Raw genomic sequence first — 17401 nt, 5'->3', positions numbered from 1 at the left:
GGTGTTTCCTCTTACTGGCTCGCAATAGACCAGTCAGATTTGACACCATGACGCTGGCGGGAACAAGAAGTAAATGTAATGTTAATTTGTAGCCACAGCATAAGGCGTCTCACGCTGATTCCTGGCCGGATAGTTTATCTCCAGACTACGGCGGCGAAAATCGCTCGGGCTGACCCCGACCCGTTTGCGGAATACGCGGGAAAAATAGAGCTGATCGTCATAACCCACCACCCGGCCGATGGTGGCAATCGACTCCTGGGTGGTCTGCAGCAGCAGCTTGGCGCGGATCACCCGCTGATCTTCGCGCCAGCGCAGAATATTGATACCCACCTGCTCACGGAACAGATGCGCCAGCCGCGAAGGCGACAGGCAGACATGGCGCGCCACTTCGTCGATGCGCAACTCACCGGCCAGATTACCGGTAATAAACTGGCAGGCCTCTATCACCCGGGGATCCATGATTTTCTGTGGGCTGAGCGGATCTTCTTCCATCGCGCGCAGCAGCAAGCGCTCCAGCAGGTTCATCCCCAACTCTTCGGCGAAACGCCGGCCGGAACGCTGCGTTTGCTCGATATTGGCGAACAGCCGGTCGAACTCCAGCAGTAAATTATTGTTCGGTAAAGTTAAACGCCCGACCTCATGGGTTTTGCTGTGCCATTCCAGCCAGTCGGCCCAGTAGGCTCGCGGCCGGAAATACACCCAGCGGTGATACCAGCAGTCGCTGTCCGGCGAACGCCCATAGTAATGCGCCGCCTTGGGGGGAAACAGCAGCAGATCGCCAGGATTGCAGTAAAGGGTGTCTTCGCCGTCGAACACCTTGCCCTGGCCCTTGATGGTCAGGTTGAGAATATAGCCCTTCATGCCGCCGGGGCGATCGATAAAGAAATCCAGCGGGCCGTCCGCCATGATGGGCGTTAACCCCGCCACCAGATAGGCGTTAAAGGTGTAACCCGGCAACAGCGGGTTCGGCTGCGGTTCCTGTGCCATGCGATGGTACATCTGTCCTCCCGGAACGGCTGATAGAACTATCCTGAACAAGTGTATCGGCCCGGCAGAGAACTGCCTGAGCCGATAACAGAACTGTGAACACGGTTGCCGATTTTCTAAATCCGACGTTTGGCCTGCTGCTTGTAACGGTCAAAAATCACCGCCGCCAGCAAGATCACGCCGCGCACCACATACTGCGAGAACGGTGAGATGTTCAGCAGGTTCATGGCGTTTTCCACCGTGCCGAGGATCAAGATGCCGGCGATGACGTAGGAGATTTTACCGATACCACCTTTCAACGAAACCCCACCCAGTACGCAGGCGGAGATCACGATCAGCTCATAGCCGATCGAGGTCATTGGCTGGCCGCTGGTCATACGCGAAGCCAGAATGATGCCGGCAGCGGCTGAAACCAGCCCGGACAGCATAAAGATCACAATCTTGGTGCGTACCACCGGCACCCCGGCCAGTCTGGCCGCCTCCTCGTTACCGCCAATCGCCAGCGTATTGCGGCCAAAGGTGGTTTTATTGAGCAGGAAGCCGAACAGGATCAGACAGGCTACGGTGATCCAAATGGGCGCGGGCAACCCCAGCCAGTTGGCATAACCCAACGTAAAGAAGCGCTCGTCTTCAATGCCTACCGCTTTCCCGTCGGAAATGATGTACGCCAACCCGCGGAATATCTGCATGGTGGCCAGGGTGGTGATCAGCGCGTTGATTTTCAGCCGGGCGATAACAAAACCGTTGATCAACCCGGAGACCATTCCCAGCAGCAAACCGGCGCCCACGCCGATCCACAGGCTTTCGGTCATATTGATCACCACCGCGGTAGTGACCCCGGCGCAGGCGATCACCGACGCGACTGACAGATCAAAGTCGCCGGAGGCCAGACAAAACAGCATGCCGCAGGCCACCATGCCGGACATGGATATCGCCAACCCCAGCCCTTTCATATTGATAAATGAGCCGAAATTAGGCACAAACAGCACGCAGGCGATAAACAGTACCGCGAACACCACCAGCATGCCGTAGCTGTCCCAAATCCGCGCCAGCCCCTGGCCGCTGCGGTTTTTCACAGAATCGGTCGTTATGGTCGACATCTCTTTCTCCTTCACTTTCAGGCCACCGCCGCAGCGGTATCGAGGGCAATCTCGGGGGTGCGCAGCATCGCCAGGCTGAGGGCTTTTTCCTCGCTGGCGTCATCATGGAGTAACTCACCGGACAGGGCCCCTTCCCGCATCACCAGGATACGGTCCGCCAGCCCCAGGACTTCGGGCAGATCGCTGGAAGCGAACAGCACCGCGATGCCGCGCTGCGCCAGTTGGTAAATGACGTTATAAATCTCGTGCTTAGCGCCAACGTCAATGCCGCGTGTCGGTTCATCCAGCAGGATCACCTTCATGTCTTCCGACAGCCAACGCCCCAGAATCGCCTTCTGCTGGTTGCCGCCGGACAGATTCATAATTAGCTGCTCGGCGCTTGGGGTTTTGATATTCAACGCACGTATATGATGCTCGGCGTTGCTGGCCTCCCAACCGTTGTCGATCAGACAACCCGCGCGGACACTGTTCCGCCGCGCGCTGATGTTGATATTGTCGCGTACCGAATGCACCGGGATGATACCGTCCGCCTTGCGGTCTTCCGGACACAGCATGATGCCGGCACGAATAGCGTCTATTGGCGAGCGAATGGCGAGCGCCTGCCCATCCAGCATCAGTTGCCCGGCACTGACCCGCGTGGCGCCAAAGATCCCCTTCATCAGCTCGCTGCGGCCGGCGCCGACCAGGCCGAACAACCCGACGATCTCCCCGGCACGCACGCTCAGATCGATCGGCGTTTTCACGCCGGGCGCTTGCAACCCCTGGAGCGCTAAACGCACCGGCCCCAGTTCACGCGGTTGATAGCCGTAGACGTCACCGAGATCGCGCCCCACCATCGCCTGCACCAACTGGGCATTATCAACCTGACGCATATCGTCAAAGGTGCGCACATAGCGGCCATCTTTGAACACCGTGATGGCGTCGCTGAGGGCAAAAATCTCCTCCATGCGGTGTGAGACATACAGGATCACACGCCCTTCAGCGCGCAATTCGCGGATCACCCGGAACAGCTGTTCGATCTCCCGGGCGGACAGCGAACTGGTGGGCTCGTCAAACGCGATTACCTTGGCGTTGCGCGCCAGCGCTTTGGCGATTTCCACCATTTGCCACTGGCCGATCGACAGGTATTTCAATGGCGTATCCGGATCGATATCCAGCCCGAGATGCTCCAGTTGAAGCCGGGACTCGTAACGCAGCAGTTTGCGATCCACCAGCCCGCGCCTGGTCGGCAGTTGACCGAGATAAATGTTCTCCGCCACGGTCATTTCCGGCACCAGATGCAGCTCCTGGTAGATGATTGCCACCCCGGCATCCAGCGCGTCGGTAGTGTTGGCGAAGGTGACCGAACGCCCCTGCAGCTGAATTTCTCCCTGAGTAGGCGAATAGTTGCCGCTGAGGATTTTCAGCAGCGTGGATTTCCCGGCGCCGTTTTCCCCCATCAGCGCGTGGATCTGCCCGGCCTGACAGCTGAAACTGATGTCATCCAGCGCCTTCACCCCTGGGAAAGTTTTACCTATGCCTTTAAACGCCAGATACGGCAGCGCGGTAGTCATAGTGTTTTCCTCCTGCAGTTAAAAATGCCGCCCGACAGCATGCTGTGGGCGGCGCGGTAATTACATCAGGCCTTTCTTCTGCAGTTCGGTTTTAAAGTTGTCGCGCGTGATCAGCACCACGTCGGTCACTTCGGTGAATTTTTGCGGTTCTACCCCTTTTTCGACCCAGTCATGCAACATCTGGATGCTCTTGTAACCGTGAATGTCCGGGCTCGGCAGCAGCGAACCGTAGAAGCCGGTGGCCTGCGCCTTGGACAGCTCACTGACCGCATCCACCCCGTTGATCCCGATGCCAATCACGTTCGGCGCCTTAAACCCCTGGCCTTCGGTAGCGCGCACGCCGCCGAGCACGGTGTTGTCGTTCATGCCGACAATCAGCCAGTTTTTCACTTCAGGATGCTGCACCAGCATTGAGTTGGCGGCGTCGAACGCTCCTGGGATATCGTTGGATTTGGTCGGTACCCGGTAAATCTGCTTTTCCGGGAAACCGGCGGCTTTCAACGCGGCAATAGAACCGCCGGTGCGGCGACGGGCCGTGTCCAGTTCATCGGCGGTAATGGCCATCACCGCGGTATCCGGCAGCTTCCAGCCGCGCTTGTTCAGCTCTTTCCACAGCTCTTCCCCCTGGCGTTCGCCGATTTTGGTGGCGGCCATCATCACCAGCGGCACGCTGTCCATAGGCTTGCCTTTGGCGGTAACGAACTGGTCGTCCACCGCGATCACTTTCAGATTGTAACTGCGCGCCTTGGCGACGATCGCCGAGCCCAATTTCGGATCCGGCGTGCAGATGACAAACCCTTTGGCTCCGCTGGCCGCCAGGCTGTCGATGGCGTTCAGGGTCTTCTCGCCGTCCGGCACCGCGATTTTAATCACCTCAAAACCGAGATCCTTACCGGCCTTATCGGCAAATTTCCATTCGGTCTGGAACCAGGGTTCTTCCGGCTGCTTGACCAAAAAACCCAGCTTCATGGTCTCGGCGATAGCCGAATGTGACATAACGGCCGCCAGCCCCAGTGTCGCCAGCGCCTTAGTGAATTTATGCATGATGCTCTCCGCTATTTTGTTCTCTGTGGCGACGAAACCCGCTCGCGGTGAAAACGTTATCATTAGAGTAATGGCTGTAGGTGTAGCGCTTATCTCGCGGCATTGCCTTACAGCCGGGGTAAGACGGCTTAAGTTTTAGCGGGTATTTGTTGCTGAAATGTAGAGCGCTATCACATCCGTGGAATACAGCAGATATGTGCATATATTTAGCGAATTTCGCCAAGCGTTAACTTATGACAGCCGTCACAAAACCACTGTGGGAAGCAGAAAAGTGCATACTTCCAGCCAATGGCTCCTCACCTGCCCAGCGCTTCGGCTCCTATGGTTGTCACAGCGTATTAACACATCAGGAGTCAACATCATGACGGCAGGTGCTATTGCCATGGGATTGGACTTCGGCAGCGACTCGGTGCGGGCGTTGGCGGTCGACTGCCAAAACGGTGCGGAGCTGGATACCGAAGTGGTTTATTACCCTCGCTGGCAGCACGGTGAGTTTTGCAATGCGTCGGAGAATCGCTTTCGTCATCATCCGCTCGACTATATTGAAGCCATGGAACAGGCGATGGTCAGTCTGGTGCAGCGCATGACCCCGACGCAACGGCTGCAGGTCGTGGGTATCGGCGTCGACTCAACCGGCTCCACCCCTGCGCCGATCGACCAGCAGGGCCAGGTGTTGGCGCTGCGGCCAGAATTTGCCGACAACCCGAACGCCATGTTTGTGCTGTGGAAAGATCACACGGCTCTTGAAGAAGCGGATGCCATCAATCGGCTCTGCCGCAGCGGCGAATTCCCCGATTATTCCCGCTACATCGGCGGCGTTTACTCCTCCGAATGGTTCTGGGCCAAAATTCTGCACGTCACGCGACGGGATGCCGAGGTACGTCAGGCGGCGGCTTCCTGGATAGAGCTGTGCGATTGGGTGCCGGCGTTACTGTCCGGGACCACCGCCCCACAGCAGTTGAAACGCGGGCGTTGTAGCGTAGGCCACAAAACCTTGTGGCACCCCGACTGGGGCGGCCTGCCGCCAAAACCTTTTTTTGCCGCACTCGATCCCTTACTGGTTGAGCATTTGCCCTACCCGCTGTTTGACGACTGCCACACCGCCGAGCTGCCGGTCGGCACACTGAGTGCCGAATGGGCCGCACGCCTCGGATTGCCAACCACGGTGGTGCTGTCAGGCGGCGCCTTCGACTGCCATATGGGCGCAGTGGGGGCCGGAGCCCAGCCTTATACCCTGGTGAAGGTGATTGGCACCTCTACCTGCGACATCCTGATCGCCGATCGCCAGCGGGTGGACGGGCGCGCCATCGAGGGCATTTGCGGCCAGGTTGACGGCAGCGTGGTGCCGGGGTTAATCGGTATGGAAGCAGGACAGTCCGCCTTTGGCGATATGTACGCCTGGTTCGGCCGCCTGCTGAGCTGGCCGCTGCGCGAAGCGGCAAAAAGCCAACCGCAGCTGCAGCCGCAATTGCAACAGATAGAAGCCGGCATGCTGGCCGCGCTGACCGAGGCCTGGGCCGATAAACCGTCACTGGATCATCTGCCGGTGGTGCTGGACTGGTTTAACGGCCGCCGCACGCCCTATGCCAATCAACGTCTGAAAGGCGTGATCGCCGATCTGAACCTCGGCACCGATGCGCCGACGCTGTTCGGTGGCTTTATCGCCGCTACCGCCTTCGGTGCCCGCGCCATTATGGAGTGTTTTGAGCAGCAGTCTATTCCGGTGGACAACGTACTGGCGTTGGGGGGGATTGCGCGTAAATCACCGGCGATCATGCAGGTCTGCGCCGACGTGATGAACCGACCGCTGCAGATCGTGGCTTCAGACCAATGTTGCGCGCTGGGGGCGGCTATCTTCGCCGCGGTGGCGGCCGGTCATTTCCGCAGCGTGCCCGAAGCGCAACGCCACATGGCCTGCGGCATCGAACGCACTCTCCAGCCGGATCCGCAGCGCGTCGCCCGCTACCAACAGCTTTATCAACGCTATCAGCAATGGTGCCAGGCCGCCGAGCCGCGCTATGCCCCTAACGCCGGTTCAGCCTGCTGAACCCCCATTTCGACATGACAATTCAGGAGTCTCCATGGACGCATTTAAGCAGCGCGAAGTCTGGTTCGCCATCGGCAGCCAGCACCTGTACGGCCCGCACACCCTGCAACAGGTCAAGGCACACGCCGAGCAGGTGGTGGAAAATCTCAACCGTGAGGCCGGATTGCCGGTAAAACTGGTGCTGAAACCGCTGGTGACCACGCCGGATGAAATCACCGCCCTGTGCCGCGACGCCAACTATCAGCCACAGTGCATCGGCATCATGGCCTGGCTGCACACCTTTTCGCCGGCCAAAATGTGGATCGCCGGACTGTCGATCCTCCACAAGCCGCTGTTGCAATTCCATACCCAGTTCAACGCTCAGATCCCGTGGGACAGCATGGACATGGACTTTATGAACCTCAATCAGACCGCACACGGTGGCCGCGAATTTGGCTTTATTGGCGCCCGTATGCGCCAGCAGCACAGCGTGATAGCCGGCCATTGGCAAGACCCGGAAGCGCACCGGCGCATTGCTCAGTGGATGCGTGCAGCCAACGCCAAACAGGCCAGCCAGCAGTTGAAGGTGGCCCGCTTCGGCGACAACATGCGTGAGGTCGCCGTGACCGAAGGTGACAAAGTCGGGGCGCAGATCCAATTCGGCTATTCGGTGAATGCCTATGGCATCGGTGATTTGGTCAGCGTGATCAATGAGGTCAGCCGTGGCGATGTGGATACGCTGATTGAAGAATACGAAACCCACTACGTCTTGAGCGATGCGGCGCAAATCAACGGGGAAAAGCGTGAAAACCTGCTCGACGCGGCGCGAATCGAATTAGGCATGAAGCGCTTCCTCGAACAGGGTAACTTCCAGGCCTTCACCACCAATTTTGAAGACTTGCACGGCATGAAGCAGTTACCGGGGCTGGCGGTACAACGCCTGATGCAGCAGGGTTACGGCTTCGGCGGCGAAGGCGACTGGAAAACCGCCGCGCTGTTGCGCATCCTGAAAGTGATGGCGCAGGGACTGGAAGGCGGTACCTCATTCATGGAGGATTACACCTACCATTTCCAATCGGGCAACGATTTGGTGGTCGGTTCGCACATGCTGGAGGTTTGCCCATCGATCGCCAAAGAACAAAAACCGCTGTTGGATATACAACCGCTGGGTATCGGCGGCAAGGCGGATCCGGCACGGCTGATTTTCTCCACCCCGGCCGGTGCGGCGATCAATGCCAGCCTGATCGACCTGGGCGACCGATTCCGCCTGCTGGTCAATCAGGTGGATACCGTGGAACAACCGCATCCGTTGCCCAAGCTGCCGGTGGCGCGTGCCATCTGGCGGGCTCAGCCAACGCTTGCCACCGCTGCCGAAGCCTGGATCCTGGCGGGTGGTGCACACCATACCGTGTTCTCACAGGCGTTGGATGCCGACCTGCTGCGACTTTACGCCGAGATGCATAACATCGAGTTTGTGACGATCGACCACAACACCAGCCTGCCGGCGTTCAAAAATGAGCTGCGCTGGAACGAAGCCTACTATCAGCTTAATCGCCGTTAATCGGCCTGCTACCGGCGGCTTATCATGCCGTCGGTAGCCAAACGTGCTGCACCGGCCTCCTGGCGCCGACCATCCGCTTGATATTGATGACGAAGCCCGCATTACCCGCTAAGCTATGCGGCTGTCACATTGAATCATGTCTTACCCAGGAAGCCGTTTATGTCTCAAGCTGATTACAACCGTATTGGCGGTTGGTTGCTGGCCCCGATGTCCTATCTGATCGTCACCCTGCTTAGCGCCAGCCTGATGCTGCTTCTGTATGCCATGGCGATTTTCATGCCGGAATCGCGCGAATACCTGCTGACCAACGCTCAGGCGTTTAGCCTACAGTGGTATTTTTCAGTGCTGACCACGATGGCAATGTGGTGCTTTACGCTGTGGCTGCTGTGGCTGTTCTGCCATCGTTCGCAACGCTTCCCCAAGTTTTTCCTGCTGTGGTTGCTGATTACCGTGTTGCTGGCGGTCAAAGCCTTTGCCTTTGCGCCGGTGCCGGATGAGTTGGCCGTACGCAGTCTGGGTTGGCCCCTGCTGATGGCCGCATTGTTGGTGCCTTATATGAAGCGTTCCAAGCGGGTCAAAGGGACCTTTACCGAACGCTAGGCGCGTTGTGGCACGTTTTGTGCGTATGATTGTGTAAATTTTCGCCAAAAAAGGGCGAAAATAGCAATAACCTTGCTATCACTGTGTTGTGGTCAGGCCGCCAATTCCCGATAATAGGCGGCTTTTATTTTTTTAGGCATCGCAATGACCGAATACCTGCTCCTGTTTGTCGGCACCGTACTGGTGAACAACTTCGTCCTGGTGAAGTTCCTCGGCCTGTGCCCGTTCCTCGGCGTTTCCAAGAAACTGGAAAGCGCCATCGGCATGGGCATGGCTACTACCTTTGTCATGACGCTGGCCTCCGTCAGCGCCTGGGTGATCAACACCTTTATCCTGGTTCCGTTGGATCTGGTGTATCTGCGCACCCTGTCATTTATTTTGGTGATCGCCGTCGTGGTGCAATTTACCGAGATGGTGGTACGCAAAACCAGCCCGGCACTGTATCGCTTGCTGGGCATCTTCCTGCCGCTGATCACCACCAACTGCGCGGTGCTTGGCGTTGCGTTGCTTAACGTTAACCTCGGCTACAACTTCCTGCAGTCTGCGGTTTATGGCTTCAGCGCCGCCGCCGGCTTCTCGCTGGTGATGGTGCTGTTCGCCGCGATCCGTGAGCGTCTGGCGGTTGCCGACGTGCCTGCGCCATTTCGTGGTTCTTCCATCGCGTTGATCACTGCCGGGTTGATGTCTCTGGCCTTTATGGGCTTTACCGGGCTGGTGAAATTCTAATGACCGCGTTATGGATTGCGATTGCTGCGCTCAGCGCCCTCGGCCTGTTGTTCGGGCTGGTGCTGGGCTTCGCCGCGCGCCGCTTTGAAGTGGAAGAAGATCCGGTGGCCGAGCAGGTCGACGAGATCCTGCCGCAGAGCCAATGCGGCCAGTGCGGTTACCCCGGTTGCCGCCCTTACGCCGAGGCGGTGGCCAACGGTGAGATGATCAACAAATGTGCCCCCGGCGGCGAGCAAGTGATGCTGAAATTGGCCGAACTGCTCAACGTCGAGCCGCAGCCGCTGGGCAGCGAAGCCGCCGCCGAGCCGGTGCGTCAGGTCGCTTATATCGATGAAGCCAACTGCATCGGCTGCACCAAGTGCATTCAGGCCTGTCCGGTGGACGCAATAGTGGGTGCCACGCGCGCCATGCACACCGTGATTACCGATCTTTGTACCGGCTGCGACCTGTGCGTCGCGCCGTGCCCTACCGATTGTATTGAAATGAAACCGGTCGCCACCACTACCGCCAACTGGAAGTGGGATATGAAGACGATCCCGGTGCAAGTGATCCACGTGGAGCAACATGCTTAATTTGTTCGCCGCCTTCAAAAAAGACCGGATTTGGGATTTCGACGGCGGGATCCATCCCCCGGAAATGAAAACCCAGTCCAGCGGCGTACCGCTGCGTACCGCCCCGCTGCCCGACACCTTTGTCATCCCCTTGCAACAGCATTTGGGACCGGAAGGCGAATTGTGCGTCAACGTCGGCGAGCACGTGCTGAAAGGCCAGCCGCTGACCGTCGGCCGTGGCCGTACCGTACCGGTACATGCGCCGACCTCCGGCACCATCAGCGCCATCAAACCGCATATCACCGCTCACCCTTCAGGGCTGGCAGAGCTGTGCGTAATTATTCAGCCGGATGGCGAAGACCGTTGGTGCGAACGCGCACCGGTGGCGGATTACCGTCAACTGCCTACCGGCGAACTGATCCAGCGGATTCATCAGGCCGGCATCGCCGGGTTGGGTGGCGCAGGTTTCCCTACCGCCAGCAAGCTGCAGGGTGGCATGAACGGGGTAGAAACCCTGATCCTCAATGCCGCGGAATGCGAGCCTTATATCACCGCCGATGACCGTTTGATGCAGGAGCATGCCGACCAAGTGATCGAAGGCACGCAGATCCTGCGCCACCTGCTGCAGCCGAAAGTGACGCTGATCGGCATCGAGGACAATAAGCCCGAAGCGATCGAAGCGTTAAAACTGGCGTTGCGCGATCAACCGGGCATCTCGCTGCGGGTGATCCCAACCAAATATCCTTCCGGCGGTGCTAAGCAGCTCACCAAGATCCTGATCGGCAAGGAAGTGCCGCACGGCAAACACTCCTCCGCTATCGGCGTGCTGATGCAAAACGTCGGGACTGCCTTTGCCATTAAGCGCGCCATTGTCGACGGCGAACCCTTGATCGAACGCGTGGTCACCCTTACCGGTGAAGCCCTTAGCCAACCGGGTAATCTGTGGGCGCGCATCGGCACCCCGGTGCAGCACCTGCTGAACTTTGCCGGTTTTCAGCCGCAGGCCCAACAAATGGTGGTCATGGGCGGCCCGCTGATGGGCTTCACTCTGCCCGCGCTGAACGTGCCGATCGTTAAGATCAGCAACTGTATTCTGGCCCCTTCCGTCAGTGAAATGGCGCCGCAAGAACCTGAACAGTCCTGTATTCGCTGCGGTTTATGCGTTGATGCCTGCCCGGCGGGCCTGTTGCCACAGCAGCTTTACTGGTTCAGCCGTGGCGAAGAACACGAAAAAGCCCGCAAGCATAACCTGTTCGACTGCATTGAGTGCGGTGCCTGCGCCTTTGTATGCCCCAGCAATATTCCGCTGGTGCAGTACTACCGCCAGGAAAAGGCCGAAATCAAAGCCATCGATCAGGAAGCCGCGCGCACCGCCGAAGCCAAGGCCCGTTACGAAGCCAAATTGGCCCGTCTGGAACGTGAAAAACTGGCGCGCGAAGAACGTCACAAGAAAGCGGCCGTCAAAATGACCGACGGCGATCAGGATGCGGTACAAGCCGCCCTGGCCCGCGTGCGCAGTAAAAATGCCGCGCCGGCAACCGGAACCATCAGCGGCGAGGCACCGGACAATAGCGAGATGATCGCCGCCCGCGAAGCCCGCAAAGCGCAGGCGCGTGAACGTCGTGCTCAGCAAGATGCGGCTGCCACCCCAGCGACGTCTCCTGCTGTCGAGGGCGAAGATCCGCGTAAGGCTGCAGTTGCTGCTGCGTTAGCCCGGGTTAAAGCCAAGAAAGAAGCTCAGCAAGCCGACGCAGTTGGAACGCCTGCTGAGCTGGTAGCTGTGGCACAAGAAGAAGATCCGCGCAAGACCGCCGTGGCTGCTGCATTGGCACGGGTCAAAGCCAAGAAAGCTGCGCAGCAGGCCGATAGCGTTGAGTCGCCGACGGAGCCAGCCACTGCCGTGCAGGAAGAAGATCCGCGCAAGGCTGCCGTGGCTGCTGCATTGGCACGGGTCAAAGCCAAGAAAGCTGCGCAGCAGGCCGAAACGGTTGAATCGCCGACGGAACCAGCAGCTACCGTGCAGGAAGAAGATCCGCGCAAGGCGGCGGTTGCTGCGGCCATCGCTCGCGCTAAAGCCAAGAAAGCCGCGCAGCAGGCCGAAACTGTTGAATCGCCGACGGAACCAGCAGCTGCCGTGCAGGAAGAAGATCCACGCAAGGCGGCGGTTGCGGCGGCTATTGCACGTGCTAAAGCCAAGAAAGCCGCGCAGCAGGCCGAAACTGTTGAATCGCCGGCAGAACCGGTAGCTGCCGTACAGGAAGAAGATCCGCGCAAGGCGGCGGTTGCGGCGGCTATTGCACGCGTCAAAGCTAAAAAGGCCGAGCAAAACCTGGCGACGGCGGAAAACAATAAAGAGTAGCGGAAGCGGCGCCTTGCAAAACGCAAGGCGGCCCTGGCTGTTTCACTCAATAATGCGTGAGCGCCGCTGGCGACCACTTGAGCAGGCAGCAAGGCGTGAGATGTGAGGGTTGGTGGACCAAACAGGCGGTTCGTAATACAGGGCGCGTTCCAATGGTCCCAGCCCTTGGAGTCACGCCCTAATCAATAGAAATCAGATAGGTATAATCAACGTCAATCTGGCGCATCTTCGAATCCTGATTCCGCTCCTTGGTTTGAATTATTTCCATCTCCACGCTCCCTTTCACTTCATTACGCAGCCCCGGCATCACGTGGGTGATCAGATAGGCAAAGAACTGCGAACACTCTTTCGCAGAGCCCAGATGGTTAATAGAAATATATTCACGCCCGGCGATCGGGATAGTGTCGATCTGGTAGCCCGACAAAATATCCTGTTTGTTCTCAGGATCCACTGCCATGATGTGGGTGGCCGAATACGCGTCATCATCTCGATTTCGCACGGAATGAATGCTGTAAACCCGATGACAATCCACACTCAGCCCACGGAAGAAATCGGTGAAGATTTCGTCCTTCATCGCCATACAAGACGAATGTTCGATCTCCGCTTCCGAGGCAAAATCCAACTGGCGCGAAAAACCCACCAGCTGCATATCCGGCAACGTCAGGCGTTTCACTTCTGGGTAATAATCAGCTGCGAAATTGGCATCGAAACTAAAGCGCGGCATCAGGTTTTTCACATCCCAGGTGTCCATCGAACGATAACGATTGGGCGTGGTGTCGAAACGCTGTTTGAACATGCGGGTAAAGGTTTGTTGGGAATCAAAGCCCAGTTCGTCTGAAATATCGATGATAGAACGGTGGGTGATACGTAACGCCACCGCTGCACGCGTCAGAATACGTGAGCGGATATAGGTGGCGAGCTGAATGCCGGTGATGCGTTTAAACTTGCGTTGCAGATGCCACTTGGAATAGCCGGAAATACGCGCGACTTCGTCCAGATTAGGCCGTTTCTCCAGATGTATCTCAACCCACTCAATCAGTTCTTCAATAAAAAATACATCTTCATTTGTCATTAATGTACATTCACTAACTTAATAATACACGGGATAATAACCCACATAGATTATGCAAAAGTTGTTATTTTGTGCGAAAAAAAGGCCCTAAAATACCCTGCAAATCCAGTGGTTATCGCCTGTTGTCGGCCAGTGATGCCGACGATTTTTGTTTTGACTGACCAAACTACCCCGCTTTTCTCGGCAAAAAAAATCTAATCGCGCCATTAGAAATTTCCCCCTCGCGTACACCCCGTGCTAAAAGCCGAATACCCGCACAATTAAGACGTATTACCCTCGCAGTGATTCAGGTAGAATGCAGCGCTATAATTTTTCCTGCGGCTCCTCTGAGAGGCGCGTTGAACCTGCCGATGCACGGCAAAGATAGGTGTAGTTATTCTATGAAGTTCAGGCCGGTACAACAAACAGCCGCCAAAGGCTTGCACATCGCCAGTTCTCCTTTCACCCATAACCAGCAAAGCACCAGCCGTATTATGCTGTGGGTCATGCTGGCTTGTATTCCCGGTGTCGCGGCGCAGGTGTGGTTCTTTGGCTACGGTACTCTGATTCAAACCGCCCTGGCGATGCTGGTCGCCCTGCTGGCGGAAGGCGCTATCCTCGCCTTGCGCAAGCTGCCGGTTCGCACGCGTCTGGCAGATAATTCTGCCCTGCTGACCGCCTTGCTGTTGGGCATCAGCCTGCCGCCACTGGCCCCCTGGTGGATGATTGTCATCGGCACTTTCTTTGCCATCGTCATCGCCAAGCAGCTGTACGGCGGCCTCGGGCAAAACCCGTTCAACCCGGCGATGGTCGGCTATGTGGTGCTGCTGATCGCCTTCCCGGTACAAATGACCAGTTGGCTGCCGCCGGATGAACTGCGAGCCACCGCGCTTTCATTCCAGGATACCCTGCTGGCGATCTTCAGCGGCCATACCGCGCAGGGCGCCACCATTCACGAATTGCAGATGGGGATTGACGGTATCAGCCAGGCCACCCCGCTGGACGGTTTCAAAACCGGGTTGCGCAGTGGCCATAGCGTCGAACAAGTGTTGCAACAGCCGCTGTTTGGTGGCGCTCTGGCCGGTATCGGTTGGCAATGGGTCAACCTCGGTTTCCTGGCCGGTGGGCTGTTTATGCTGGCTCGCCGCCTGATCCACTGGCAGATCCCGTTCAGCATGCTGGCAGCTATCGCCGTGTGCTCCGGACTGGCCTGGTGGCTTGACCCGCTGCAGCAGGCATCGCCGCTGATCCACCTGTTCTCCGGGGCCAGCATGTTGGGGGCGTTCTTTATTGCTACCGACCCGGTCAGCGCTTCCACCACGCCAAAAGGCCGCCTGATTTATGGCGCATTGATTGGCGTGCTGGTGTGGCTTATCCGTGTTTATGGCGGCTACCCTGACGGCGTTGCCTTCGCCGTTCTGCTGGCCAACATTACCGTACCGCTCATCGACCACTACACGCAGCCACGCGTGTACGGCCATCGCTAAGGAGCCATGATGCTGAATTCAATGAGAAAGCATGGCACCACGCTGGCGGTGTTTGCCGCAGTGACTACCGGTCTGACCGCGGTGGTGCATAGCCTGACGCAAAAAACCATCGCCCACCAGGCGGCATTGCAGCAAAAAGCCCTGCTTGATCAAGTGGTGCCCCCGGAACACTACGACAACGACATGCAGACCGAGTGCTTCCTGGTAAGCGATCCGGCGCTGGGCAACGGTGCCCCTCACCGCCTGTATCTGGCGCGTAAAAACGGTCAACCTACGGCAGCCGCGGTAGAAACCACCGCACCGGACGGCTATTCCGGCGCCATTCAGCTGCTGGTCGGCGCTGATTTCAGCGGCACCGTGCTGGGTACCCGCGTGGTCGAACACCATGAAACGCCTGGATTGGGCGATAAAATTGAGCTGCGTATCTCGAACTGGATTTCGTTCTTCAGCGGCAAGAAAATTGAAGGCCCGGACGATAAACGCTGGGCGGTGAAGAAAGACGGCGGTATGTTCGATCAATTCACCGGCGCCACCATCACACCGCGCGCGGTGGTCAACGCCGTTCGGCGCACGGCATTGTATATGGAAACGCTGCCGCCTAAACTTGATAGCTTACCTGTGTGTGGAGCCAGCGAATGAGTGAAGCCAAAGATCTGATTGTCCAGGGGTTGTGGAAGAACAACTCCGCACTGGTACAGCTGCTGGGGATGTGCCCGCTGCTGGCAGTGACGTCCACCGTGACCAACGCTCTCGGGCTTGGGCTGGCGACCACCCTGGTATTGACGCTGACCAACGGCTCCATTTCCGCGGTGCGCCGCTGGGTGCCGAATGAAGTGCGTATTCCCATTTACGTCATGATCATCGCGGCGGCAGTCAGCATCGTGCAGATGTTGATCAATGCCTATGCCTTTGGCCTGTATCAATCGCTGGGGATCTTTATTCCCCTGATCGTCACCAACTGTATCGTGGTGGGCCGCGCCGAAGCGGTAGCCTCTAAAAAACCCATCGGTTTGTCAGCGCTGGACGGCCTGGCAATCGGCCTGGGCGCTACCGGCGTAATGGTGACGCTTGGCGCGATGCGTGAGTTGCTGGGCAACGGCACCCTGTTCGACGGCGCCGATATGCTGCTGGGCAGCTGGGCCAAAGTATTGCGCATCGAAGTGGTTCACTTTGACAGCCCGTTCCTGCTGGCCATGCTGCCACCGGGGGCCTTTATCGGCCTGGGCCTGCTGTTGGCGTTGAAATACCTGATTGATGAACGGATGAAAGCGCGTACGGCCAAAGCCTTGCTGGCTGAACCGACGCTGGGACAAGGACAGACAGAGAAAGCCTGATGAATAAGCAAAAACGGCTGGAAATTCTTACCCGGCTGCGCGACAACAACCCGCAGCCGACCACGGAACTGGTGTACAGCACGCCGTTTGAACTGCTGATCTCCGTACTGCTCTCCGCGCAGGCGACCGACGTCAGCGTCAATAAGGCCACCGCCAAGCTTTATCCGGTGGCCAACACCCCGGCCGCCCTGCTGGCCCTGGGCGTCGACGGCGTCAAAGACTACATCAAGACTATCGGTCTGTTTAACAGCAAAGCCGAGAACGTGATCAAAACCTGTCGCATGCTGTTAGAACTGCACGGCGGCGAGGTACCGGAAGATCGTGCCGCGCTGGAGGCCCTGCCTGGCGTCGGTCGCAAGACCGCCAACGTGGTGCTCAATACCGCCTTTGGCTGGCCGACCATTGCCGTAGATACCCACATCTTCCGCGTGTGCAATCGCACCCGTTTCGCTCCGGGCAAAAATGTCGATCTGGTTGAAGAGAAGCTGCTCAAGGTGGTGCCGGCCGAGTTCAAGGTCGATTGCCACCACTGGTTTATCCTGCACGGCCGTTATACCTGCATCGCACGTAAACCGCGCTGCGGTTCCTGCATCATTGAAGATCTTTGCGAGTTTAACGAGAAGGTTTATCCCGACGCCTGATCGCTGCCACCGGGCGCAACGCGCGCCCGTCTCTTCCTCATATCCCATTGAGCTATTTTTTATCGGAAATGTGATATCAAGCAGCAGTAACCTTGGTGTTCTCGCGGATTTCAGTAGAAAACCCAATTCCCGCTTATTTTCAAGCGAAAAATTAGTTAAAAATTGCGGTAAACCTCACGTTTTAAAGATCACATTAACGTCACAAGCGCCAGTCCCGTTTTCTTAAATTTCTATAATTTTACAAAATGCGTCATATGCACAACAATCCAATAGATTAATCACCCCACCTATTGATATGGACTAATAAAACTCCATTCAGCAGAATATATCACTGTTTAAATTCCGTATAGCTTTTAATCAAAACAAAAACTCGGCAAAGCA

Annotated in this window: 15 protein-coding genes; 10 read left to right on the top strand and 5 right to left on the bottom strand. The window is 57.6% G+C overall.

Translation table 11 applies throughout. From position 1 onward, the window contains the following. Window positions 1-81: 81 nt before the first annotated feature. The 4 genes from araC to M495_RS10975 all read right to left on the bottom strand — a co-directional run bounded on the left by araC (window position 82) and on the right by M495_RS10975 (window position 4684). Window positions 82-999, bottom strand: a complete 918-nt coding sequence (gene araC, locus M495_RS10990; RefSeq protein ID WP_020826722.1) for an arabinose operon transcriptional regulator AraC — start codon at window positions 997-999, stop codon at window positions 82-84. 104 nt (window positions 1000-1103) lie between these two features. Continuing rightward, a complete protein-coding gene (araH, locus tag M495_RS10985) occupies window positions 1104-2087 on the bottom strand; it encodes an L-arabinose ABC transporter permease AraH (protein WP_020826721.1) in 984 nt (327 codons plus the stop codon). Between the two features lie 17 nt (window positions 2088-2104). Further along, window positions 2105-3640, bottom strand: a complete 1536-nt coding sequence (gene araG / locus M495_RS10980; protein WP_020826720.1) for an L-arabinose ABC transporter ATP-binding protein AraG — start codon at window positions 3638-3640, stop codon at window positions 2105-2107. A gap of 60 nt (window positions 3641-3700) precedes the next feature. Next, window positions 3701-4684, bottom strand: coding sequence for an arabinose ABC transporter substrate-binding protein (locus M495_RS10975; protein WP_020826719.1), 984 nt, complete (start codon window positions 4682-4684; stop codon window positions 3701-3703). 361 nt (window positions 4685-5045) lie between these two features. Here M495_RS10975 and M495_RS10970 point away from each other — a divergent pair, with 361 nt between their 5' ends. The 6 genes from M495_RS10970 (at window position 5046) to rsxC (ending at window position 12507) form a co-directional block, all read left to right on the top strand. After that, window positions 5046-6731 (top strand): ribulokinase, encoded by a 1686-nt coding sequence (locus tag M495_RS10970; RefSeq protein WP_020826718.1) that lies wholly within the window; start codon window positions 5046-5048, stop codon window positions 6729-6731. A 34-nt stretch (window positions 6732-6765) separates the two neighbouring features. After that, entirely contained in the window at window positions 6766-8271 is a 1506-nt protein-coding gene (gene araA, locus M495_RS10965; protein ID WP_020826717.1) for an L-arabinose isomerase, read from the top strand. Between the two features lie 159 nt (window positions 8272-8430). Then, on the top strand, window positions 8431-8871 hold the full coding sequence (locus M495_RS10960; protein WP_020826716.1) for a DUF2569 domain-containing protein: 441 nt from the start codon (window positions 8431-8433) through the stop codon (window positions 8869-8871). 144 nt (window positions 8872-9015) lie between these two features. Continuing rightward, window positions 9016-9597 (top strand): electron transport complex subunit RsxA, encoded by a 582-nt coding sequence (rsxA, locus tag M495_RS10955; protein WP_004938443.1) that lies wholly within the window; start codon window positions 9016-9018, stop codon window positions 9595-9597. Then, window positions 9597-10169, top strand: coding sequence for an electron transport complex subunit RsxB (gene rsxB / locus M495_RS10950; protein WP_004943888.1), 573 nt, complete (start codon window positions 9597-9599; stop codon window positions 10167-10169). Before rsxA ends, rsxB begins: the two co-directional genes overlap by 1 nt. Next, window positions 10162-12507, top strand: a complete 2346-nt coding sequence (gene rsxC, locus M495_RS10945) for an electron transport complex subunit RsxC (protein ID WP_020826715.1) — start codon at window positions 10162-10164, stop codon at window positions 12505-12507. The genes rsxB and rsxC overlap by 8 nt, the downstream gene beginning before the upstream one ends. Before the next feature lie 178 nt (window positions 12508-12685). Here the strand turns inward: rsxC and M495_RS10940 are convergent, their stop codons facing one another. Continuing rightward, on the bottom strand, window positions 12686-13579 hold the full coding sequence (locus tag M495_RS10940; RefSeq protein ID WP_020826714.1) for a helix-turn-helix domain-containing protein: 894 nt from the start codon (window positions 13577-13579) through the stop codon (window positions 12686-12688). 380 nt (window positions 13580-13959) lie between these two features. On the opposite strand from M495_RS10940, the gene rsxD reads away from it, so the two are divergent. The 4 genes from rsxD to nth are packed head-to-tail and all read left to right on the top strand — an operon-like array spanning window position 13960 to window position 17020. Further along, window positions 13960-15045 (top strand): electron transport complex subunit RsxD, encoded by a 1086-nt coding sequence (gene rsxD / locus M495_RS10935; protein ID WP_020826713.1) that lies wholly within the window; start codon window positions 13960-13962, stop codon window positions 15043-15045. Window positions 15046-15054: 9 nt separating this feature from the next. Continuing rightward, window positions 15055-15684 (top strand): electron transport complex subunit RsxG, encoded by a 630-nt coding sequence (gene rsxG / locus M495_RS10930; RefSeq protein ID WP_020826712.1) that lies wholly within the window; start codon window positions 15055-15057, stop codon window positions 15682-15684. Then, on the top strand, window positions 15681-16379 hold the full coding sequence (locus tag M495_RS10925) for an electron transport complex subunit E (protein ID WP_020826711.1): 699 nt from the start codon (window positions 15681-15683) through the stop codon (window positions 16377-16379). Before rsxG ends, M495_RS10925 begins: the two co-directional genes overlap by 4 nt. Further along, window positions 16379-17020: an endonuclease III gene (gene nth / locus M495_RS10920; protein WP_020826710.1), complete on the top strand. Its 642-nt coding sequence runs from the start codon at window positions 16379-16381 to the stop codon at window positions 17018-17020. The genes M495_RS10925 and nth overlap by 1 nt, the downstream gene beginning before the upstream one ends. Window positions 17021-17401 lie beyond the last annotated feature (381 nt).

This window comes from Serratia liquefaciens ATCC 27592 (assembly GCF_000422085.1).
Classification (GTDB): domain Bacteria; phylum Pseudomonadota; class Gammaproteobacteria; order Enterobacterales; family Enterobacteriaceae; genus Serratia; species Serratia liquefaciens.
This window is presented reverse-complemented; position numbering and strand designations above follow the sequence as displayed.